This window comes from Aldersonia sp. NBC_00410, assembly GCF_026342035.1.
Classification (GTDB): Bacteria; Actinomycetota; Actinomycetes; order Mycobacteriales; family Mycobacteriaceae; genus Aldersonia.
Map to the genome: position 1 here is coordinate 632090 of NZ_JAPENM010000002.1, position 21585 is coordinate 653674.

General features: G+C 67.2%; 21 protein-coding genes and 1 tRNA gene. 19 read left to right on the forward strand and 3 right to left on the reverse strand.

Annotated elements, in window-relative coordinates; translation table 11 throughout:
• The first annotated feature begins 266 nt into the window (after positions 1-266).
• From OG921_RS06690 to nuoN, 17 genes are all read left to right on the forward strand, one after another.
• Positions 267-339 (forward strand) — tRNA-Lys (locus OG921_RS06690).
• A gap of 56 nt (positions 340-395) precedes the next feature.
• Positions 396-1628, forward strand: a complete 1233-nt coding sequence (locus OG921_RS06695) for a DUF445 domain-containing protein (protein WP_266111559.1) — start codon at positions 396-398, stop codon at positions 1626-1628.
• Between the two features lie 77 nt (positions 1629-1705).
• Complete coding sequence (locus OG921_RS06700) at positions 1706-2143, forward strand: hypothetical protein (RefSeq protein ID WP_266111560.1); 438 nt, start codon at positions 1706-1708, stop codon at positions 2141-2143.
• A gap of 191 nt (positions 2144-2334) precedes the next feature.
• Positions 2335-2694, forward strand: a complete 360-nt coding sequence (locus OG921_RS06705) for an NADH-quinone oxidoreductase subunit A (protein ID WP_266111561.1) — start codon at positions 2335-2337, stop codon at positions 2692-2694.
• Between the two features lie 81 nt (positions 2695-2775).
• Complete coding sequence (locus OG921_RS06710) at positions 2776-3330, forward strand: NADH-quinone oxidoreductase subunit B family protein (RefSeq protein WP_266111562.1); 555 nt, start codon at positions 2776-2778, stop codon at positions 3328-3330.
• Positions 3331-3377: 47 nt separating this feature from the next.
• Positions 3378-4088 carry an NADH-quinone oxidoreductase subunit C gene (locus tag OG921_RS06715; RefSeq protein ID WP_266111652.1) on the forward strand — a complete coding sequence of 237 codons (711 nt, stop codon included), beginning with the start codon at positions 3378-3380 and terminating at the stop codon, positions 4086-4088.
• Positions 4088-5398, forward strand: a complete 1311-nt coding sequence (nuoD, locus tag OG921_RS06720) for an NADH dehydrogenase (quinone) subunit D (RefSeq protein ID WP_266111563.1) — start codon at positions 4088-4090, stop codon at positions 5396-5398. Before OG921_RS06715 ends, nuoD begins: the two co-directional genes overlap by 1 nt.
• Positions 5395-6186: an NADH-quinone oxidoreductase subunit NuoE gene (gene nuoE / locus OG921_RS06725; RefSeq protein ID WP_266111564.1), complete on the forward strand. Its 792-nt coding sequence runs from the start codon at positions 5395-5397 to the stop codon at positions 6184-6186. The genes nuoD and nuoE overlap by 4 nt, the downstream gene beginning before the upstream one ends.
• 1 nt (position 6187) lies before the next feature.
• Complete coding sequence (gene nuoF / locus OG921_RS06730; RefSeq protein WP_266111565.1) at positions 6188-7501, forward strand: NADH-quinone oxidoreductase subunit NuoF; 1314 nt, start codon at positions 6188-6190, stop codon at positions 7499-7501.
• Positions 7502-7548: 47 nt separating this feature from the next.
• Positions 7549-9897 (forward strand): NADH-quinone oxidoreductase subunit G, encoded by a 2349-nt coding sequence (locus OG921_RS06735; protein ID WP_266111653.1) that lies wholly within the window; start codon positions 7549-7551, stop codon positions 9895-9897.
• The gene (nuoH, locus tag OG921_RS06740) at positions 9894-11258 is read left to right on the forward strand and encodes an NADH-quinone oxidoreductase subunit NuoH (protein ID WP_266111566.1); all 1365 of its coding nucleotides are present in this window, start codon (positions 9894-9896) and stop codon (positions 11256-11258) included. The genes OG921_RS06735 and nuoH overlap by 4 nt, the downstream gene beginning before the upstream one ends.
• A 1-nt stretch (position 11259) precedes the next feature.
• On the forward strand, positions 11260-11790 hold the full coding sequence (nuoI, locus tag OG921_RS06745; RefSeq protein WP_266111654.1) for an NADH-quinone oxidoreductase subunit NuoI: 531 nt from the start codon (positions 11260-11262) through the stop codon (positions 11788-11790).
• Positions 11787-12689: an NADH-quinone oxidoreductase subunit J gene (locus OG921_RS06750; RefSeq protein ID WP_266111567.1), complete on the forward strand. Its 903-nt coding sequence runs from the start codon at positions 11787-11789 to the stop codon at positions 12687-12689. Before nuoI ends, OG921_RS06750 begins: the two co-directional genes overlap by 4 nt.
• Positions 12686-12985, forward strand: a complete 300-nt coding sequence (gene nuoK / locus OG921_RS06755; RefSeq protein ID WP_266111568.1) for an NADH-quinone oxidoreductase subunit NuoK — start codon at positions 12686-12688, stop codon at positions 12983-12985. The genes OG921_RS06750 and nuoK overlap by 4 nt, the downstream gene beginning before the upstream one ends.
• A gap of 12 nt (positions 12986-12997) precedes the next feature.
• On the forward strand, positions 12998-14887 hold the full coding sequence (gene nuoL, locus OG921_RS06760; protein WP_266111569.1) for an NADH-quinone oxidoreductase subunit L: 1890 nt from the start codon (positions 12998-13000) through the stop codon (positions 14885-14887).
• Positions 14887-16443, forward strand: a complete 1557-nt coding sequence (locus tag OG921_RS06765; RefSeq protein ID WP_266111570.1) for an NADH-quinone oxidoreductase subunit M — start codon at positions 14887-14889, stop codon at positions 16441-16443. Before nuoL ends, OG921_RS06765 begins: the two co-directional genes overlap by 1 nt.
• A 74-nt stretch (positions 16444-16517) precedes the next feature.
• Positions 16518-18071 (forward strand): NADH-quinone oxidoreductase subunit NuoN, encoded by a 1554-nt coding sequence (gene nuoN / locus OG921_RS06770; protein WP_266111655.1) that lies wholly within the window; start codon positions 16518-16520, stop codon positions 18069-18071.
• Here the strand turns inward: nuoN and OG921_RS06775 are convergent.
• Positions 18047-19201, reverse strand: coding sequence for an FUSC family protein (locus tag OG921_RS06775; RefSeq protein WP_266111571.1), 1155 nt, complete (start codon positions 19199-19201; stop codon positions 18047-18049). The genes nuoN and OG921_RS06775 overlap by 25 nt on opposite strands.
• Before the next feature lie 71 nt (positions 19202-19272).
• Between OG921_RS06775 and OG921_RS06780 the strand changes: the two genes are divergently transcribed.
• Positions 19273-19794, forward strand: coding sequence for a MarR family winged helix-turn-helix transcriptional regulator (locus OG921_RS06780; protein WP_266111572.1), 522 nt, complete (start codon positions 19273-19275; stop codon positions 19792-19794).
• Here the strand turns inward: OG921_RS06780 and OG921_RS06785 are convergent.
• Positions 19791-20738: an L-lactate dehydrogenase gene (locus tag OG921_RS06785; protein WP_323182705.1), complete on the reverse strand. Its 948-nt coding sequence runs from the start codon at positions 20736-20738 to the stop codon at positions 19791-19793. The genes OG921_RS06780 and OG921_RS06785 overlap by 4 nt on opposite strands.
• Positions 20739-20766: 28 nt before the next feature.
• Entirely contained in the window at positions 20767-20988 is a 222-nt protein-coding gene (locus OG921_RS06790; RefSeq protein ID WP_266111574.1) for a DUF3618 domain-containing protein, read from the reverse strand.
• Positions 20989-21106: 118 nt separating this feature from the next.
• On the opposite strand from OG921_RS06790, the gene bcp reads away from it, so the two are divergent.
• Positions 21107-21577, forward strand: a complete 471-nt coding sequence (bcp, locus tag OG921_RS06795) for a thioredoxin-dependent thiol peroxidase (protein WP_266111575.1) — start codon at positions 21107-21109, stop codon at positions 21575-21577.
• The last annotated feature ends 8 nt before the right edge of the window (positions 21578-21585 follow it).

The following is a 21585-nucleotide window of genomic DNA, read 5'->3' on the forward strand; positions in this document are numbered from 1 at the left end:
CTCGAGCGAGTGTGACTCGAATCACGGTTTGGGATGGGCAAATCGGGCGGGAATCAGCACATTATGCCGTGCCCCCGGTGACCCTTCCATGACGGGGAACACGCTCTCCTGCAGATTCGCCGACACGGACAGGCTTCGTTGCGCAGTTGTTACAGGCGCAGCGCCCGCACCCGGCGGCACCGGATTTCACTCCGGGCACATCTGCCTGTTAAAGTTCTGCCGCACCAAACAACACGGTGGGACCCACCAAGACGGACACGGTGTACGCGCCATTAGCTCAATTGGCAGAGCAGCTGACTCTTAATCAGCGGGTTCGGGGTTCGAGTCCCTGATGGCGCACATTTCATTCGCGGGGAGATAACGCAAATGAGCCTTTACCCAATCGGGGTCTCCGCGTGACCTACCTGACCGACGTACTCGCAGACATTCGCGACAACTGGTGGATCTACGCCATGATGCCGCTCGTCGCCGCGGCCATCGGCTACGTCACCAAGCTCGTCGCGGTCGAGATGATGTTCCGGCCGCTGGAGTTCAAGGGCATTCCCCCCTATCTCGGCTGGCAGGGCGTCATTCCCCGCAGCGCGCCCCGGATGGCCTCGTCATCGGTGGATCTACTGATGCGCCGGATTTTGCAGCCGCAGGACATCATCGACGAGATCGACCTCGACGACCTGATGGTCAAGCTCGGCAAGCCGATGCACGACTTCGTCGAGGAACTCACGCGCGAGATGATGACGGAGATCCAGCCGACCGTCTGGAAGGCGATGCCGGAGGCGGTGCAGACCGCCGTCATCGCCCGCGTCGAACAATCGGTGCCGCGGATCATGGGCAACTTCCTCGATGCCATGAAGACCAATGTCGACCACGTACTCGACATCCGGATGCTCGCCGTGGACGCGCTCACCCGTGACAAGGCCCTCACGGTCAAGATGATCCGCACCATCGGCAAAACCGAGATGCGTTTCATCGTCCGCGTCGGTATCCCGTTCGGGTTCGTCCTCGGCATCGTGCAGGCCCTCGTGTGGGCACTGACGCATTCGCCGCTGATCATGCCGCTGTTCGGTGCGGTCACCGGTCTCGTCACCGACTGGCTCGCGCTGCAGATGATCTTCCGCCCGATCCACCCGAAGCGGTTCGGTTTGTTTACCTGGCAAGGGTTGTTCATCAAGCGGCGCGAGGAAGTCACCAAGGACTACACCAAGCTGATCGCCGAGGAGATCCTCAGCCCGGCGAACATCTTCGAAGCTCTGCTCACCGGGCCGCGCTCGGACATCTTCCTCTCGATGATCGACACCGAGATCCAGCGCGCGGTCGACACCCAGACCGCCGCCGTGGGCCCGCTGGTGAAGTTCACCGTCGGGAACGAGCGCTACGAGCGAATGCGCGCCACGGTCTCGCGCACGGTGGTGAACCGTATCCTCGACCGCCGCGACGAGTTCGGTGGTCTCGCCGCACAAGCGATGGACTTGCCCACGCTGCTGGCCTCTCGCATGCGCCTGATGACGAACGAGGAGTTCGAAGGCCTGCTGCGGCCCGCGTTCAAACAGGACGAGTGGAAGTTGGTCGTCGTCGGCGCGGCGCTCGGATTCCTCGTCGGCGAGCTGCAGCTGCACCTGTTCTTCAGCTGATCTTCGTCGGACTGGTCGCGCTGCTGCGCGCGTCGATCCCCGCGGCCGACCGGACGCGGCCGGTAGAGTCTCCCGACGTGATCGACGCCACCGCCGACGGCACCGCACAGGTCGTCCTGCGGGTGCTCGTTTACAGCAGCAACGCCGCCACTCGCGAGCGGGTGCGCCTCGCGCTCGGCAAGCGTCCGCATCCCGATCTGGCCCCGTTCGAGTACATCGAAGCGGCCACCCCGCCCGCCGTCATCGCCCTGTTCGACGCCGGCGGTCTCGACTTGGCGATCCTGGACGGGGAAGCCAGCCCGGCGGGCGGACTCGGGATCGCCAAACAGATCAAGGACGAGATCGACGCACCGCCGCCGATCCTGGTGCTGATCGGGCGCGCCGACGACGCGTGGCTCGCGAACTGGTCGCGCGCCGAGGCCACGGTCGCGCATCCGATCGACCCGTTCGAACTCACCACCGCCGTTGTCGCACTGCTGCGCAGCCCGATCGAGGCCCCCGAAACGGGGCGTTGAACACGCTCGATCGACGATCAATTCGCAAGGCTCAAAAACGATTCGCGCAGACCCAACGCCGGTAGGGTGTGTCTGAGCTCACACGATCGGCGAACGAGGATTATCTTCGAAATCGACGGTCGTGTGGCCGTACCCAACGCAGGTGCCGTCCGGTGCCGGATGACCAGGCTCGCGAGAGGAGGTCGTGGCGCGTGAACGTGTACGCACCGATTCTCGTACTCGGCGCCATCGCCTTCGCCTTCGCCGGCTTCTCGGTGATCCTGGCGTCGATGGTCGGTCCGCGCCGGTACAACCGCGCGAAGCTGGACGCCTACGAGTGCGGAATCGAACCGACGCCACAGCCCCCCGGCGGCGGCCGATTCCCGGTGAAGTACTACCTGACGGCGATGCTGTTCATCATCTTCGATATCGAGATCGTCTTCCTCTATCCGTGGGCTGTCCACTTCGACGCCCTCGGCGTATTCGGTCTCGGCGCGATGGCGCTGTTCATCTTCAACGTCTCGGTGGCCTACGCCTACGAATGGCGTCGCGAGGGGCTGCGCTGGGACTGAAAGCGAAGCTGGCGCGACGGCCGTGCTTGCACTGTCCGCCAAGCCAACTCGACGGTAAGTGGAGCTAAGGAGGGCCGCGAAATGGGCCTCGAGGAGAAGCTGCCGAGCGGCTTCCTGCTGACCACGCTCGAGGAGGTCGCAGGGTACGCCCGCAAGGGCTCGCTGTGGCCCGCGACGTTCGGGCTGGCCTGCTGTGCGATCGAGATGATGGCGACCGGCACCGGCCGATACGATCTGGCCCGGTTCGGGATGGAGGCGTTCCGCGCCTCGCCCCGGCAGGCGGACCTGATGATCGTGGCCGGTCGGGTCAGCCAGAAGATGGCGCCGGTACTGCGGCAGGTCTACGACCAGATGGTCGAACCCAAGTGGGTGCTGTCCATGGGCGTGTGCGCGTCCTCGGGTGGCATGTTCAACAACTACGCGATCGTGCAGGGCGTCGACCACGTAGTGCCCGTCGACATCTACCTGCCCGGCTGCCCGCCGCGGCCGGAGATGTTGCTGCACGCGATCATCGAACTGCACAACAAAATCGCCGCGGCACCGATCGGCGTCAATCGCGAGGAGGCGGTGCGGGCCGCCGAGCAGGCCGCCCTCGCCGTGCGGCCCACCATCGAATTCAAGGGGCTGTTGCGGTGAGCTCACCGGACGAACCTCGAAACGGCAACTCCCCGAACGACACCGACATCGACGCCGCCGCCACCGCAGGCCCCGAGGGCACCGTGGGGCAGGGACCGGCCGAGGTGATCGACGTGCGTCACGGCATGTTCGGTGCGCGCGGCAGCGGCGACACCTCCGGCTACGGACGCCTGGTACGCCCCGTCACGCTGCCCAGCGGGACGCCGCGGCCCTACGGGGGCTATTTCGACGAACTCGCCGATCGGCTCGAAACCGTGCTTGCCGACTTGGGCTTCGGCTTCCACGACACCATCGAGCAGACCGTCGTGTTCCGCGACGAGCTGACTTTCCATGTGCACCGCGCGCACCTGCCCACCGTCGCCCGGGTGTTGCGCGACGATCCCGAACTGCGCTTCGAACTGTGCCTGGGCGTGAGCGGCGTGCACTACCCGAAGGACACCGGGCGCGAACTGCACGCCGTCTACCCGCTGCTGTCCATCACCCACAATCGCCGCGTCCGGCTCGAGGTCGCCGCCGCCGACGACGACCCGCACATCCCCTCGCTCTACGGGGTGTATCCGACCACCGACTGGCACGAGCGCGAGACGTTCGACTTCTTCGGCATCGTCTTCGACGGCCACCCATCGCTCACCCGGATCGAGATGCCCGACGACTGGGTGGGGCATCCGCAGCGCAAGGACTATCCGCTCGGCGGCATCCCGGTCGAGTACAAGGGCGCACAGATTCCGCCACCCGATGAGCGGAGGGCCTACAGCTGATGAGCACCGACACCAACCCGGACGCAGGCGCCGCGACGTTCACCGTTGCCGGGCAGGACTGGGACGAGGTCGTCGCCGCGGCGGAGCGCGGCGAGGAACGCATCGTCGTCAACATGGGTCCGCAGCATCCGTCGACGCACGGCGTGCTGCGGCTCATCCTCGAGATCGAGGGCGAAACCGTCACCGAGGCCCGCTGCGGAATCGGTTACCTGCACACCGGGATCGAGAAGAATCTCGAGTACCGCAACTGGATGCAGGGCGTCACGTTCGTGACCCGGATGGACTACCTGTCGCCGTTCTTCAACGAGACCGCCTACTGCCTCGGTGTGGAGAAACTGCTCGACATCACCGACCTGGTTCCCGAGCGCGCCACGATCGTGCGTGTGCTGCTGATGGAACTCAACCGCATCTCGAGCCACCTCGTCGCATTGGCCACCGGCGGACTCGAACTCGGCGCGATGACGGCGATGTTCTTCGGATTCCGCGAGCGGGAACTGATTCTCGACGTCTTCGAGAACATCACCGGCCTGCGAATGAACCACGCCTACATCCGCCCGGGCGGGTTGATTCAGGACCTGCCCGACGACGCGGAACGCAAGATCCGGGATCTGCTCGTGCTGCTGCCGAAGCGGCTGCGCGAGCTGGAATTGATGTTGCGGGAGAACGCGATCTGGAAGGCGCGCACCAAAGACGTCGGTTACCTCGATCTCACCGGTTGCATGGCGCTCGGCATCACCGGCCCGGTGCTGCGCTCCACCGGACTGCCGCACGACCTGCGCAAGTCGCAACCGTACTGCGGCTACGAGAACTACGAATTCGACGTCATCACCGACACCGGGTGCGACTGTTACGGCCGCTACGTGATCCGGGTCAAGGAGATGGCCGAATCGATCAAGATCGTCGAACAGTGCCTGGACAAGTTGCGACCCGGCCCGGTCATGGTGGACGACAAGAAGATTGCATGGCCGGCGCAATTGCGCCTCGGCCCCGACGGGCTCGGCAACTCGCCCGAGCACATCGCCAAGATCATGGGCACCTCGATGGAAGCGCTGATCCACCATTTCAAGCTCGTCACCGAGGGCCTACGGGTGCCTGCTGGGCAGGTGTACATCGCGGTCGAGTCACCGCGCGGCGAGCTGGGTGTGCACATGGTCAGCGACGGCGGCACGCGGCCCTACCGGGTGCACTACCGCGACCCGTCGTTCACGAATCTGCAGGCGGTCGCGGCGATGAGCGAGGGCGGCATGGTGGCCGACATCATCGCCGCGGTGGCCAGCATCGACCCGGTGATGGGCGGGGTGGATCGATGACGACGAACGGAAACGCCCCGGTCTTCATCGAGTTCGGCCGGCGCCGCGACGAGCCGGGCACGCTGATGCATCCGGGCGCCCGCGCGAGCTATCCGGCCGACGTACTCGAGCGTCTCGATGCCGATGCCGCCCAGATCATCTCGCGCTATGCCGTCGGCGACGGGGAGCAACGACGGCAGACGTCGCGGTCGGCGCTGCTGCCGCTGCTGCACCTGACGCAGTCCGAGGACGGCTACGTCTCGCCCGCCGGAATCGAGTTCTGCGCAGCGCAACTCGGGCTGACCGCGGCGGAAGTGTCCGCCGTGGCGACCTTCTACTCGATGTACCGCCGCAGCCCCACCGGCGACTACCACGTCGGCGTGTGCACCAACACGTTGTGCGCGGTGATGGGTGGCGACGCGATCCTGGAAACTCTCGCGGCGCACCTCGATATCGCAGCCGGGGAGACCACCGCGGACGGCGCGATCACGCTCGAACACGTCGAGTGCAACGCGGCCTGCGATTACGCACCCGTGGTGATGGTCAACTGGGAGTTCTTCGACAACCAGACGCCGCAGTCCGCGCGGGAACTCGTCGATGCGCTGCGCTCCGGCGAGCGGCTGACCCCAGCGCGCGGAGCGTCGCCGTGCACATTCCGCGAAACCGCGCGTGTGCTGGCCGGATTCCCGGACGAGCGGGCAGATGCCGTTGCGGCAGCGCAACCCGGTGATGCGACGCTCGCCGGGCTCCGGGTCGCCCGCGAGCAGATCGACGCGATGCCCGTCGAACCGGATGGGGAGGGCCGCTGACGTGCCACTCACGCCCGTATTGAGCAGCTACTGGGACGAGCCGGAGTCGTGGACGCTGGAAACCTACCGTCGACACGACGGCTACGCGGGACTGACCGCGGCAATGCGGATGAGCCCGGACGAGGTGATCACGCTCGTCAAGGACGCCGGCCTGCGCGGCCGGGGCGGCGCGGGCTTCCCGACCGGGATGAAATGGGGCTTCATTCCGCAGGAGTCGAACGGTGCTCCGGTGAAACCGCATTACCTCGTGGTCAACGCCGACGAGTCCGAGCCCGGCACCTGCAAGGACATGCCGCTCATGCTCGCGACACCACACGCACTCGTCGAGGGCGTGATCATCGCGGCGTACGCAATCCGGTCGAGCCGGGCGTTCATCTACGTTCGCGGCGAGGTGGTTTCGGTGCTGCGCCGGCTGCACACCGCGGTCGCGGAAGCCTATGCCGCGGGATATTTGGGCCGCGACATCCTCGGCTCGGGCTTCGATCTCGATCTCGTCGTGCACGCCGGTGCCGGTGCCTACATCTGCGGTGAAGAGACCGCGCTGCTCGATTCGCTCGAGGGCCGGCGGGGTCAGCCGCGGCTGCGGCCGCCGTTCCCCGCCGTCGCGGGTCTCTACGCCTGCCCCACCGTGGTCAACAATGTCGAGTCGATCGCGAGTGTGCCGTCGATCCTGCGCAACGGCGTGGACTGGTTCCGTTCGATGGGCACCGAGAAATCGCCCGGCTTCACGTTGTATTCGCTGTCCGGGCATGTGACCCGGCCCGGGCAGTACGAGGCGGCGCTCGGCGTCACGCTGCGCGAGCTCCTCGGCTACGCCGGTGGTGTGCGCGCGGGCCACGAGCTGAAATTCTGGACCCCGGGCGGCTCGTCGACCCCGATCTTCACCGCCGAACATCTCGACGTCGCGCTCGACTACGAGGGCGTCGGCGCAGCCGGCTCGATGCTGGGCACGAAGGCACTGCAGATCTTCGACGAAACCACCTGCGTGGTCCGGGCGGTCTTGCGCTGGACCGAGTTCTACGCACACGAGTCGTGCGGCAAGTGCACTCCATGCCGCGAGGGCACGTACTGGCTCGTGCAGATCCTGCGCAACATCGAAGCCGGTTCCGGGCAAGCCGAGGATCTCGACCGCCTGCTCGACATCTCCGAGGCGATCCTGGGCAAGTCGTTCTGCGCCCTCGGCGACGGCGCCGCGAGCCCGATCATCTCGTCGCTGAAGTACTTCCGCGAGGAATACCTCGCGCACGCGACGCACGGTGGCTGCCCGTTCGATCCGCACCGGTCCACCGTCTTCGAGGAGGTGGTCGCGCAGTGACCCAGACGACCGGCACCGACACCGGAGCGCTGCTGCCCGCGGACCTGGTGACGTTGACCATCGACGGGACCGAAATCAGCGTTCCCAAGGGCACCTTGGTGATTCGGGCCGCCGAGTTGATGGGCGTGCAGATCCCCCGGTTCTGCGACCATCCGCTGCTCGACCCGGTCGGCGCCTGCCGGCAGTGCCTGGTGGAAGTGGAGGGGCAGCGTAAACCGCTGGCGTCCTGCACCACCCCGGTCGCCGACGACATGGTGGTGCACACCCAGCTGAGCTCCGAGATCGCGGACAAGGCACAGCAGGGCGTGATGGAACTGCTGCTGATCAACCACCCGCTGGACTGCCCGGTTTGCGACAAGGGCGGCGAGTGCCCGCTGCAGAACCAGGCGATGTCCAACGGCCGCGCGGAATCCCGCTTCACCGAACACAAACGCACCTTCCCCAAACCGATTCCGTTGTCGTCGGAAGTGCTGCTCGACCGGGAGCGCTGCGTACTCTGCGCCCGCTGCACCCGGTTCTCGCAGCAGATCGCGGGCGACCCGTTCATCGACATGATCGAACGCGGGGCGTTGCAGCAGGTCGGCATCTACGAGAACGAGCCATTCGACTCCTACTTCTCCGGCAACACCATCCAGGTGTGCCCGGTCGGCGCGCTCACCGGTACCGCGTATCGCTTCCGTGCCCGGCCGTTCGACCTGGTGTCGAGTCCGTCGGTATGCGAGCACTGCGCGAGCGGCTGCGCACAGCGCACCGACCATCGCCGCGGTGCCGTGCTGCGTCGCCTGGCCGGCGACGATCCCGAGGTGAACGAGGAATGGAACTGCGACAAGGGGCGCTGGGCCTTCGCCTACGCCACCCAGCCCGACCGGATCACCACTCCCCTGCTGCGCGACGAATCCGGCGAGTTGGTGGCCGCGTCGTGGTCGGAGGCGCTCGCGGTGGCCGCGCGCGGACTGGTGCGGGCACGCGGGAGTGCCGGGGCACTGGTCGGCGGTCGGGCCACCCTCGAAGACGCCTATGCATGGGCCAAGTTCACCCGGGCGACGTTGCACAGCAACGACATCGATTTTCGGGTGCGCGCGCACTCGGCCGAAGAGGAACACTTCCTTGCCACGCAGGTCGCCGGCCGCGGCGTCGAGGTGACCTACGCCGATCTGGAGCAGGCATCGACGGTGCTGCTGGTCGCGTTCGAGCCGGAGGAGGAATCGCCGATTGTGTTCCTCCGGTTGCGCAAGGCGGCGCGCAATCGGGGGCTCGCGGTGTCGGCGCTCGCGCCGTTCACCTCGCGCGGGCTGACCAAGATGGGCGGGCGACTGCTGCCGACCGTCCCGGGACACGAGCCCGAAGCGCTTGCTGCACTGCAGGATTCATCGGAGTTACATCAGCCGGGCGCGGTGATCATGGCCGGTGAGCGGCTCGGCGCGATACCGGGTGGATTGTCCGCGGCGCTGCGGTTGGCCGAGGCCACCGGGGCACGCCTGGTGTGGGTGCCGCGCCGCGCAGGGGAGCGGGCCGCGATCGAGGCCGGGGCCCTGCCCGGGCTGTTGCCCGGTGGGCGGCCAATCGACGACGACGCGGCACGGGCCGAACTGGCGGCGCTGTGGCGCACCGACCTACCCACCGAACCGGGCAGGGACAGCGCCGGAATTCTCGCCGCCGCGGCCGACGGCACGCTCGCAGCGCTGGTCTGCGGGGCGGTCGACATCGATGATCTGCCCGACCCCGCCGCAGCGCACGCCGCGATCGAGGCCGCCGGTTTCGTGGTCAGCCTGGAGATCCGGCGCAGCGCGGTCACCGAACTCGCGGATGTCGTGTTCCCGGTGGCTCCGGTGGCCGAAAAACCGGGCACCTTCATCGACTGGGAGGGACGGCCTCGGCCTTTCGGGGCGGCCCTGCACGCCACCGGCGCCCTGCCCGATGCCCGGGTACTCGATGTGCTCGCCGCCGAAATGGGCGAGTTCCTCGGGGTATCCGACCCGGCCGCGGTGCGGGCCGAACTCGCCACGCTCGGCGCATGGCACGGCGACCGGTCCCCCGAACCTAACGTGGCCGCGGCGGCGGCCCCCGAACCCGGCGTGGGCGAGGCAGTGCTCGGCGGGTGGCGGATGCTGCTCGACGCGGGCCGACTGCAGGACGGTGAGCCGCATCTCGCCGGCACCGCACGTGCACCGGTGGTACGGCTGTCGGCCACCACGGCGGCCGAGATCGGCGCGACCGCGGGCGCGGCGGTCACAGTGTCGACCGATCGTGGCGCGGTGACACTGCCGCTCGAGGTTGCCGATCTACCCGACCGGGTGGTGTGGCTGCCGCTGAATTCACCACCTGCCCAGGTGTATCGGCAGCTCGGCGACGCGCTCGGGCGCACGGTCGCGATCCGCGCGGAGGTGGCGCAATGACCGTGCAGCTCGCCACCGGATACGACCCCACGCTGTTCGGATACGACCCGTGGTGGCTGATCCTCGCCAAGGCGCTTGTGGTCTTCGTCTTCCTGCTGACGATTCCGCTCATCGGGGTCTATCTCGAGCGAAAACTGTTCGCCAAGATGCAGATGCGGATCGGGCCGAACCGGGTCGGTCCGCGCGGAATGTTCCAGAGCGCCGTCGACGGGATCAAGATGGCGCTCAAGGAGGGCATCATCCCCTCCGGCGTGGACAAGCCGATCTACCTTCTGGCGCCGATCATCTCGGCGGTGCCGGCGTTCATGGCGTTTGCGGTGATCCCGTTCGGGCCGGAGGTGTCGATCTTCGGGCATCGCACCGCGCTGCAGCTCACCGATATGCCGGTCGCGGTGCTCTACATTCTCGCCGTCACCTCCATCGGGGTGTACGGCATCGTGCTGGCCGGCTGGGCGTCCGGTTCGACGTATCCGCTGCTCGGCGGGCTGCGTTCGTCGGCCCAGGTGATTTCCTACGAGATCGCGATGGGGCTGTGTTTCGCCTCGGTGTTTCTGCTGGCGGGCACCATGTCGACTTCCGGCATCGTCGGTGCGCAGGAAGACACCTGGTTCGTGTTCGCGCTGCTGCCGGCGTTCCTCATCTACTGCATCGCCATGGTCGGTGAAACCAACCGGGCGCCTTTCGATCTGCCCGAGGCCGAGGGCGAGCTCGTCGGCGGTTTCCACACCGAGTATTCGTCGCTGATGTTCGCCATGTTCATGCTCGCCGAGTACGTGAACATGGGCACCGTCTCGGCGCTGGCCAACACGCTGTTTCTCGGTGGCTGGCGCGCACCGTGGCCGATCAGCCTGTGGGACGGCGCGAACAGCGGCTGGTGGCCGTTGCTGTGGTTCACCATCAAGGTCTGGATCTTCCTGTTCGTCTTCTTCTGGCTGCGCGCCGCGCTACCCCGGCTGCGCTACGACCAGTTCATGAAACTCGGCTGGCAGGTGCTCATTCCGATCGCGCTGGCCTGGGTGATGGTGGTGGCCACCGTGCGAGTGCTGCACAACGAGGGCCACGACACCCGCACCATCGCCCTGGTCATCGGCGGCATCGTCGTGGTGGCGGTCGTCGCCGCGCTCGTGTGGCGGCTGGGACGCCGGAGCGGCGCCAAGCCGGGCGGGGTCCCGGCGGTCCCGGGCGGCATTGTCGGTCGCTCCGCAGGCTCCGCCCCGGCAACGTTCGACCCGACCGCGGGCGGCTTCCCAGTGCCGCCGATGCCGGGGCAGCAACTATCCCAGCGCGCACCGTCGCGGTTGGCCCGCGAGCCGGTCGGCGTCGTACCCGCACGTCCCACCGAGGAGGACAGCAATGCCTGAGATGCCCAAGTTCCTCGATCCCGTCGGCGGTTTCGGCGTCACCTTCGCGACGATGTTCAAGAAGCCGCACACCGAGTCCTACCCAGAGGAGAAGGTGCCGACCGCGCCGCGTTACCACGGTCGCCACCAACTCAACCGCTATCCGGACGGACTCGAGAAATGCATCGGGTGCGAGCTGTGCGCATGGGCCTGCCCGGCCGATGCGATCTACGTCGAGGGCGCGGACAACACCGAGGACGAACGCTATTCGCCGGGCGAACGGTATGGGCGCGTCTACCAGATCAACTATCTGCGCTGCATCGGCTGCGGCCTGTGCATCGAGGCCTGCCCCACTCGCGCCCTCACCATGACCAACGAATACGAACTCGCCGACGACAACCGCGCCGACCTGATCTACGAGAAGGATCGGCTGCTTGCCCCGATGGAGCCCGGCATGGCATCCGCGCCGCACCCGATGGCCCCGGGCACGAGCGCGGAGGACTACTACCTGGGCAGGGTGACCGGCGAATCCGCCGAGGGAGCGCAGGAGTGAGCGCGCTCGCCGGCACTGTGCTGCTGGCCGCCGAACCGATCGTGCGTACGTCCACCGGTGAGGCCGTGCAGTTCTGGATCCTCGGCGCCGTGGCGGTGATCGGCGCACTCGGCGTGGTGTTGTCACCGAAGGCGGTGTACTCGGCGATCTTCCTTGCGGTGACGATGATCATCCTCGCGGTGTTCTACCTTGCCCAGGGCGCGATGTTCCTCGGCGTCGTGCAGATCGTCGTCTACACCGGCGCGGTGATGATGCTGTTCCTCTTCGTGCTCATGCTCGTCGGCGTCGACTCCTCCGACGCGCTCGTCGAAACGCTGCGTGGGCAACGGGTCGCGGCGGCGATCGCCGGGATCGGCTTCGGGATCCTGCTGATCGCCGGTATCGGCAATGCGACGGCCCAGGCGGGCCTGCCCGGTTTCGCCGGATTGCAGGAAGCCAACAGTTCCGCGGTCGGCGGCACCGTTCCCATCGGCAATGTCGAGGGTCTGGCCGACCTGATCTTCCTGCGGTATGTCTGGGCGTTCGAGCTCACCGGCGCCCTGCTCATCGCGGCGACGGTGGGCGCGATGATTCTCGCGCACCGGGAACGGCTCGGCGAACGCCGTTCGCAGCGCGAGATGTCGCAGGACCGGTTCCGGCGCTGGGGCGAACCCGGTGCGACGGAACGTGTCACCCCGCTGCCGAGCCCGGGCGTGTACGCGCGACACAACGCGGTCGACATGCCTGCGCGGCTACCGGACGGGTCGCTATCGGAGCTCTCGGTCAACGCAACGCTGCGATCCTGGCCCGGTGCGCGCGACCGCGCCCGCGCGATCGCGGAGGCGACCGGCACCGGGCGCGAGAGCGGTCCACCGAACCACACCAAGCGCGCCTCGGTCGAGGGTGAGGAGACCAGGTGAACCCGGCGAACTATCTGTACCTGTCCGCACTCCTGTTCACCATCGGCGCCGCCGGAGTACTGCTGCGCCGCAACGCGGTCGTCGTGTTCATGTGCGTCGAGCTGATGCTCAACGCCGCGAACCTCACCTTCGTGACGTTCGCCAGGATGCACGGCAATCTGGACGGGCAGCTGTTCGCCTTCTTCACGATGGTCGTCGCCGCCACCGAGGTCGTGGTGGGGCTCGCGATCATCATGACCATCTTCCGAACTCGACGATCGGCATCCGTCGACGACGCGAACTTGCTGCGGAACTGACGGGCGGCCAAGGTGAATACCGACGGAATCGCCGCCGCCGTCTGGCTGCTCCCCGTGCTGCCGCTGGCCGGCGCCGCCGTGCTGCTGCTGACCGGTCGGCGCAGCAATACGTGGGGTCACTTGCTCGGCTGCGCAACGGCATTGGCGTCGTTCGTGCTCGGGTTGGCGCTGTTCGTGCAGATGCTCGGTCGCGACGACGCGGAACGCTCGGTGCACCAGGAACTGTTCAGCTGGGTCCCGGTACCCGGCCTCGAACTCGACTTCGGGCTCCAACTCGACCAGCTATCCATGTGTTTCGTGCTGTTGATCACCGGTGTCGGGTCGCTCATCCACATCTATTCGGTGGGCTACATGAAGGCCGATCCCGAAAAGCGGCTCTTCTTCGGCTATCTCAACCTGTTCGTTGCGGCGATGCTGATCCTGGTCCTGGCCGACAACTATCTCGGCCTGTACCTCGGCTGGGAGGGCGTCGGCCTGGCGTCGTACCTGCTCATTGGGTTCTGGCAGGAAAAGCCGACGGCCGCAACGGCGGCGAAAAAGGCATTCGTGGTCAACCGGGTCGGCGACACCGGGCTCGCGATCGCCATGATGATTATGTTCGCGACCTTCGGCTCCATCTCGTTCGCCGACGTATTCGGCACCGCGGACGGCGCCAGTGCAGGCGTACTCACCGCGATCGGGTTGATGCTGCTGCTCGCGGCATGCGGCAAATCTGCGCAGGTCCCGCTGCAGTCCTGGCTCGGCGACGCGATGGCGGGCCCGACCCCGGTGTCCGCGCTGATCCACGCCGCGACCATGGTCACCGCAGGCGTATACCTGATCGTGCGGTCCAACCCGATCTTCGACCTCACCCCGGACGCCCGGCTCGCCGTCGCGATCGTCGGTGCGGTGACACTGCTTTTCGGGGCGATCATCGGCTGCGCGAAGGACGACATCAAGAAGGCGCTGGCCGCCTCGACCATGAGCCAGATCGGCTACATGATCCTCGCCGCTGGTCTCGGGCCGGCCGGGTACGCGTTCGCAATCATGCACCTGCTGACGCACGGATTCTTCAAGGCCGGACTGTTTCTCGGCGCGGGCTCGGTGATGCACGGCATGAACGACGAGGTGAACATGCGTCGCTACGGCGGACTGCGCACCGTCATGCCGATCACCTTCGTCACCTTCGGTCTCGGCTACCTCGCCATCATCGGCATTCCACCATTCGCGGGTTTCTTCTCCAAGGACAAGATCATCGAGGCGGCCTTCGCGGACAATTTCGTCTTCGGTCTGGTCACGCTGCTCGGCGCGGGCATCACCGCGTTCTACATGACCCGGGTGATGCTGATGACCTTCTTCGGCCGCAGACGGTGGGACCCCGCGGACGACGTCCATCCGCACGAGTCGCCCAGCGTCATGGCGTGGCCGATGATCCTGCTCGCGGTCGGTTCGGTGACCTCGGGCGCGCTGTTGACCGTCGGTTCGTCCCTGCAGAACTGGCTCGAACCCGTCACCGGAGAGGCCCACGACGAATTGGGTGTTCCGGTCTGGGTGCTCACCGTGGTGACCCTGGCGGTGGTGCTAGTCGGCGTCGCGATCGCCTACCGGCAGTACGCCATCCGGGAGATACCGGCGCAGGCGCCCGACGATGTTTCGGCCCTCACCTTCGCCGCTCGCCGCGACCTCTACGGCGACGCGTTCAACGAAGCCGCGTTCATGCGTCCCGGCCAGGAGGCGACCCGAGTGCTCGTCGAAGTCGACGAGCGGGGCGTCGACGGGGTGGTGACCGGGATCCCCCGGCTGATCGGGGCGGTGTCGGGCCAATTGCGCCGCGTGCAAACGGGATTCGTTCGTTCGTACGCGCTGACCATGCTTGCCGGTGCCGTGTTCGTCGCGGTGGCGATGTTCTTGGCGGTGCGCTGATGAACGCCTGGCTGTCGGTACTGTGGCTGCTCCCCCTCGGCGGCGCGATCGTGACGATGGCATTGCCGGCGCGGATCGGCGCGGGGGCGAAAACCTTTGCGTTGCTGGTGTCGGTGGCCGTTTTGGTGCTCGCGGTCGGTCTCGCCATCGGTTTCGACCCGACCGGCGAGCAGTATCAGTTCGTCGAATCGCATCAGTGGATCCCGGCCCTTGGCACCCGCTACGAACTGGGCCTGGACGGAATCGGACTGGCGCTGGTCCTACTCACCGCCGCGCTGGTGCCGCTGTTGATGCTCGCCGGGTGGCGCGACGACACGCACGCGGCCGATCGCACCCACCGCGGCGCGCACACGTATTTCGCGCTGTTCCTGATCGTCGAGTCGATGGTGCTGATGTCCTTCGTCGCACTCGACGTGCTGCTGTTCTACGTGTTCTTCGAGGCGATGCTGATACCGATGTACTTCCTGATCGGCGGTTTCGGCACCGGCGCCAACCGCGCGCAAGCAGCGGTGAAGTTCCTGCTCTACAACCTCGTCGGGGGCCTGGTCATGCTTGCCGCGGTGGTCGGGCTGTTCGTCGTCACCGCCGACGCGGGATCGGGCACATTCGATCTGCCCACCATCGCCGATGCGGTCTCCTCCGGTGCCCTCGATATCGATCCGACGGTGGCCAAGGCATTGTTCCTCGGGTTCATGTTCGCCTTCGCCGTGAAGGCACCGCTGTGGCCGCTGCACACCTGGCTGCCCGGCGCGGCAGTCGAATCGACACCCGCCACTGCAGTGCTGATGATGGCCGTGGTCGACAAGGTAGGTACGTTCGCGATGCTGCGTTTCTGCCTGCAGCTGTTTCCCGACGCGACACGGTATTTCGCGCCGCTGGTGGTCACGCTCGCGGTGATCGGCATCGTCTACGGCGCGGTGCTGGCGATCGGCCAGACCGACGTGATGCGCCTGATCGCCTACACCTCGATCTCGCATTTCGGCTTCATCATCCTCGGCATCTTCGCGCTAACCAGCCAGGGCCAGTCCGGCTCGACGCTCTACATGGTCAACCACGGCATCGCGACCGCGGCGCTGTTCCTGACCGCCGGATTCCTGGTGTCCCGGCGCGGGTCCCGCGCGATCGCGGCGTTCGGCGGGGTGCGCAAGGTGGCGCCGCTGCTGGCCGGCACCTTCCTGATCGCCGGGCTCGCCACCCTGTCACTGCCCGGGCTGGCCCCGTTCATCAGCGAATTCCTTGTCCTGATCGGCACTTACACGCGCTACCAGGCGGCGGCGGTGGTCGCGGCGAGTGCCTTGGTGCTCTCCGCGATCTATGTGCTCTGGCTCTATCAGCGCACGATGACCGGTCCGCTGCGCCAGGACAACGAGAAGATCACCGATCTGGTGCCTCGCGAATTGGCGGTGGTCGGTTCGCTGCTCGCGCTCGTGCTCTTCCTCGGCGTGTACCCGAAACCGATGCTGGACATCGTGACTCCGGCCGTGCAGCAGACCCTCACGATCATCGGGGAACACGACCCGGCACCGGCCATCGTCGGCGAGGGAGGTAACAGGTGACCAGCGATATCGGGTCTGCCGTGCTCGCGGCGAGCCTGCCCGCGCCGAGTATCGAGTACGGCAAGCTCTCGCCGATGCTGATCGTGTTCGGCGTTGCTGTCGTCGGGGTGCTCGTCGAGGCGTTCGTACCGGCCAGGGCGAGGTACGCCAGCCAACTCGTGCTCGGCATCGGCGGTCTCGTGGCGGCGTTCGTCGCTGTCGTCGTCATCACCGGCGAACTGCACACGCCCGGCGCCGAGCACGTGTCCGGTGAACTGCTGATCGCCGGGGCGGTCGCCCTGGACGGGCCGACACTGTTTCTGCAGGGCACGATCCTGCTGATCGGCGTGATCGCGATGGTGCTGCTCGCGGCACGACGAGACGGGGTGCCGGACGAACAGACGCCCACCGCCGACCGTGCGCGGGTGTCGGATGCCTTTGCCGCACAGGCGTCGTCGCCGCCGGGGAGCGTCGCCGAACTCGAGGCGACGCGGCGGGGCATCGTCGCGACCGAGGTCTTTCCGCTGACCATGCTCGCGGTGGGCGGAATGCTCGCCTTCCCGTCCGCCAACGACCTGTTGACGATGTTCGTCGCGCTCGAAGTGCTGTCGTTGCCGCTCTATCTGCTGTGCGGTCTCGCCCGCCGCCGTCGCCTGCTGTCGCAGGAGGCGGCGCTCAAGTACTTCCTGCTCGGCGCGTTCTCCTCCGCGTTCTTCCTCTACGGGATCGCCCTGCTCTACGGCTATGCCGGCACCGTCGAACTCGCCGGGATCGCGCGCGCCGTCGAGACCGGGGACAGCGACGCCGCGATGCTGCTGATCGGCACCGCGCTGCTCGCGGTCGGGCTGTTGTTCAAGGTCGGCGCCGTACCGTTCCACTCCTGGATTCCGGACGTCTATCAGGGCGCGCCGACCCCGGTGACCGGGTTCATGGCCGCGGCGACGAAGGTGGCCGCGTTCGGGGCGATGCTGCGGATCTTCTACGTCGCGCTGCCCGGTTCCGGAGACGACTGGCGCCCGGTGCTCGGCGCGATCGCGGTGCTCACGATGCTCGTCGGGTCGATCGTCGCGATCACCCAGTCGGACGTGAAGCGGATGCTGGCGTACTCCGCGATCGCCCACGCCGGGTTCATCCTCATCGGGGTCGTCGCGCTCAACGAGGCCGGCTTGGCCGCGACAATGTTCTATCTGCTCGCCTACGGGTTCAGTACGCTCGGCGCGTTCGCGGTCGTGAGCCTCGTGCGCGACGGCGATACCGAAGCCACCGAGCTGTCGCGGTGGGCCGGCCTCGGCCGGCGCTCACCCCTGGTCGGGACGATCTTCGCGCTGTTCCTGCTCGCCTTCGCGGGCATTCCGCTGACGAGCGGATTCGTCAGCAAGTTCACCGTGTTCGCGGCGGCGGCCGACGGCGGCGCGGTGTATCTGGTCTTGGTCGGCGTCGTCTGCAGCGCGATCGCGGCGTACTTCTACGTGCGGGTGATCGTGCTGATGTTCTTCGCCGACCCGCCGCCCGACGCTCCCGCGATCGTGGCACCCAACCTCGCGACGGAGGCGGTCATCGCGGCCGCCGCGATTCTCACCGTGCTGCTCGGCGTCCTTCCGCAGCCGGTGCTCGACCTCGCGATTCAGGCCGCGCAGTTCGTGGCCTGAGCGATGTGCCCGCGCGCCACCGTGAGATGAGTGCGATCGGTGCGATCGAGGGTCAGCGCGGCGATCACCACACCGATCACCACGCCGATCAGCGTGTCACCGGCGCGTGCCAGCGCATCACCGGCGTCGACCGGCGACACGAGGCCGATGATCAACAGTGACATCGGCGCGATCGCGGCGGAGGTGATGGCGTAGTTGGACATCACGGTGAGCTCGGCGGTGATCTGCAGCAACACGATGAGGACCGCCGCCTGCCAATAGCCGAGCGAGAGGGCGATCAGGCCGGCGGCGATCACCGCACCGACGACATTTCCGAGCAACCGCTGAATACCGCGCCGCACGGTGTGCTCGTACGCGACGCCCTGCAGTGCGGCGATCGCGCCCATCGACGCCCAGAGCGGATGCTCGAATCCCACCCCCAGCGCGACCCAGCCCGCCACGGTGGCCGCGATCGCGATCCGTGCCGCAGCGACGTAGAGCGAGCGCGACCGCAGCCGGCGCAACCCCGTGCGGAGGAACATGGACGCGGTCGAGTCCGCCGAATGCGCGTCGCGGCTCAGGCCGACGACGACCGTGCTCATCGCGCACAGCCAGCCGATCACGGCACCGATGGCGGTAGCGACGGTGACCGTGACCAGATCGGACCAGTCGTGCGCGTAGCCGGCCGCGGCCGCAGCGGCGAACGACATCACCACCGCGCCGGGCCCGGCGACTCCGAAGGCGTTCAGCACGATTGCACAAACCCCGACCAGCACCGCCAAGACGACGATCAACACCGCCGCCGTCGTGCCGACCGCACCGAGGAGTCCGCCGAAGAACGCGACGAGCAGCAATGCAAAACCGGCGAACGCCACCTTCACCGCACGTTCGCGATGCACCTGCGAGCGGCCGAATGCCGAGGCGACGGCCCCGAGCGCCGCGAACCCGGCGAGCTCGGTCATATCGAAAAGACCCGCACCGATGAGGATCACCGCGACGGCAAGGCCAACCCGAGTCGCCGGGCCGACCACGCCCGCGGGCCGCGTCACCGACAACGCCTGTCGCCACACCTGAGGCGAGACGGCGTGCGCGAGGGCCCGCCCACGGCGGGCTGCGGGCGACGGCGAGTCGACGAGCGTGGCAACCGGCATGAATCGACTCTACCAAACTATTTCATTGATAAAATACTAGTGAGATACATTCGCGAGTCTAGGATCGGCACATGGAACGGGCCGTCGACAATCGGCAGGACGACGACTACGTCGACCGCCTACGTGACGACTTCCGCGTGGTCTACCCCGATCTCGATACCGCCTCGATCGAGGTATTCGGCCGGATCTCCCGGATCGGCGCGCAGATGAGCCACCTCGTCGACCGGGCGCTGGCACCCACCGGAATTTCCCGGGCGGAACTGGAGGTCCTCTCCGCCCTGGTGCGCAGCCCGCGGCCGCTGCGGGCAAGCGAGGTCATCTCGACGACGATGCTGTCGGGCGCCTCGATCACCAAGCTTGCCGATCGACTGGCCGGTGCCGGCCTGTTGGAACGACAGAAATTCGAACGGGACGGTCGCGTGGTGCTGCTCGCGCCCACCGCTGCCGGGCGCGACCTGGTCGAGCGTGAACTCCCGCTCAGGCTGGACCGGGAATGGCAGCTGCTCGACGGCTTCTCCGCCGATGAAATCCGGGCGCTGACCGAGCTGCTGCGCAGGCTGTCCGAACGGGTGAACGCCGCTGATCGGCGCTAGTCGCTGGGCCGGTCCGCGCCCACCGACGTCAGCACACCGCCGACCGCCTTCGCGCTCGACACGAGTGCCGCACGTTCGCCGGCGTCGATGTAGGTGGGAAGCGGCGCACCCGCGCCTGCTCGCCCGACAATCCGCGGCATCGACAGGCAGATCGGGCCGGTGATTCCCGCGTAGCCATCCATCGGCGCGGACACCGGAAGAACACGATGCTGATCGTGCAGCACCGCCTCGATGATGCGCGTGGCCGCCAGCCCGACGGCCCAGTTCGTTGCGCCCTTGCCGGCGATGATCTGCTGCGCCGAGGTGCGCACGTCATCGACCAGCGCATCGCGCAACGCGTTCGACACCGTGGTGCCGTCCGAGCTCATCCAGTCGTGGACGGCGATCCCGCCGAGCGTCGCACCGCTCCACAGCGCGAGTTCACTGTCACCGTGCTCGCCGACGATGTGCACGTGCACGTTCGGCACCGCCACCCCGCAATGGTGCGCGAGCAGGACCCGCAGCCGGGAACTGTCGAGCACAGTGCCGGACCCGAACACGCGACCCGGCGGCAGCTCCGCGACCTCGATCGCGATCGAGGTCAGCACGTCGACGGGATTGGTGACCAGCAGGATCACCGCCTCGGGCGCGACCTCCACCAGCTTCGGGATCATCGAGCGGCAGATTGCCGCGTTGGTGGCGGCGAGGTCGAGGCGGCTCTGCCCGGGCTTCTGCTTGGCGCCCGCGGTGACGACGATGACGTCCGCTCCGCGGCACACCTCGATGTCACCACCGCCGTCGACCGATGCGGAGGGCACGAACTCGAGACCGTGCCGCAGATCCAGCACCTCGGCGTCGGCCTTCGCCGCGGCGATGTCGTAGATCGACAACCGCGCGGCGGCGCCTCGAAGCATGCAGGCGTAGGCGATCGTCGTGCCGACGCTGCCGGCACCGACCACTGCCACGTGGGACCCCGCCGCGGCCATCCCGGAGCTACCTGAATGTCCTGATCAGGACGATGGCGACCACCGCTGCACCCGCCCCGATCAAGGTGTACTTGACCTTGGGCTCGCCAAGCTTTGCGAACAGCTGCGCTTTCGTATTCGCCACGATGTTCTTGGGATTGGCCCGGACACTCAGCTCGTCGAGCGTGCCGGCGAGCTGATTGCGGGCGGCTTCGATCTCCCGCTCGATGCTCTCGGTGTCCCTGGCCACATGTCCTCCAAAACCGGTAACGGAAACGTGCGCTCGACTCCTCGGGCGCTTCGCCGATGACAGTACCGGGGTGCCGTAACCGGTGGCTGATATCGGGCATTCGGTAACGTGACATTTCGTGACCGACAACAGGCTCAGCCCCGGTGACGCGGCCCCGGATTTCACCCTGCCCGATGCCGACGGCAACGACGTGTCGTTGTCCGATTACCGCGGGCGCAAGGTGATCGTGTACTTCTATCCCGCCGCGAGCACGCCCGGGTGCACCAAACAGGCCTGCGACTTTCGCGACAACCTCGGCGAACTCGGCGGCGCGGGAATCGATGTCATCGGCATCTCACCCGACAAGCCCGCCAAGCTCGCCAAGTTCCGCGACAACGAGCAGCTCACTTTCCCGCTGCTCTCCGACCCGGACAAGACCACGTTGACCGCGTGGGGCGCCTTCGGCGAGAAGACGATGTACGGCAAGAAAGTACAGGGCGTGATCCGCTCGACCTTCCTCGTCGACGCAGCCGGTTCCATCGAACTCGCGCAGTACAACGTGCGCGCCACCGGGCACGTCGCCAAGCTGCGCCGGGACCTCTCGGTCTGAGGATTGCG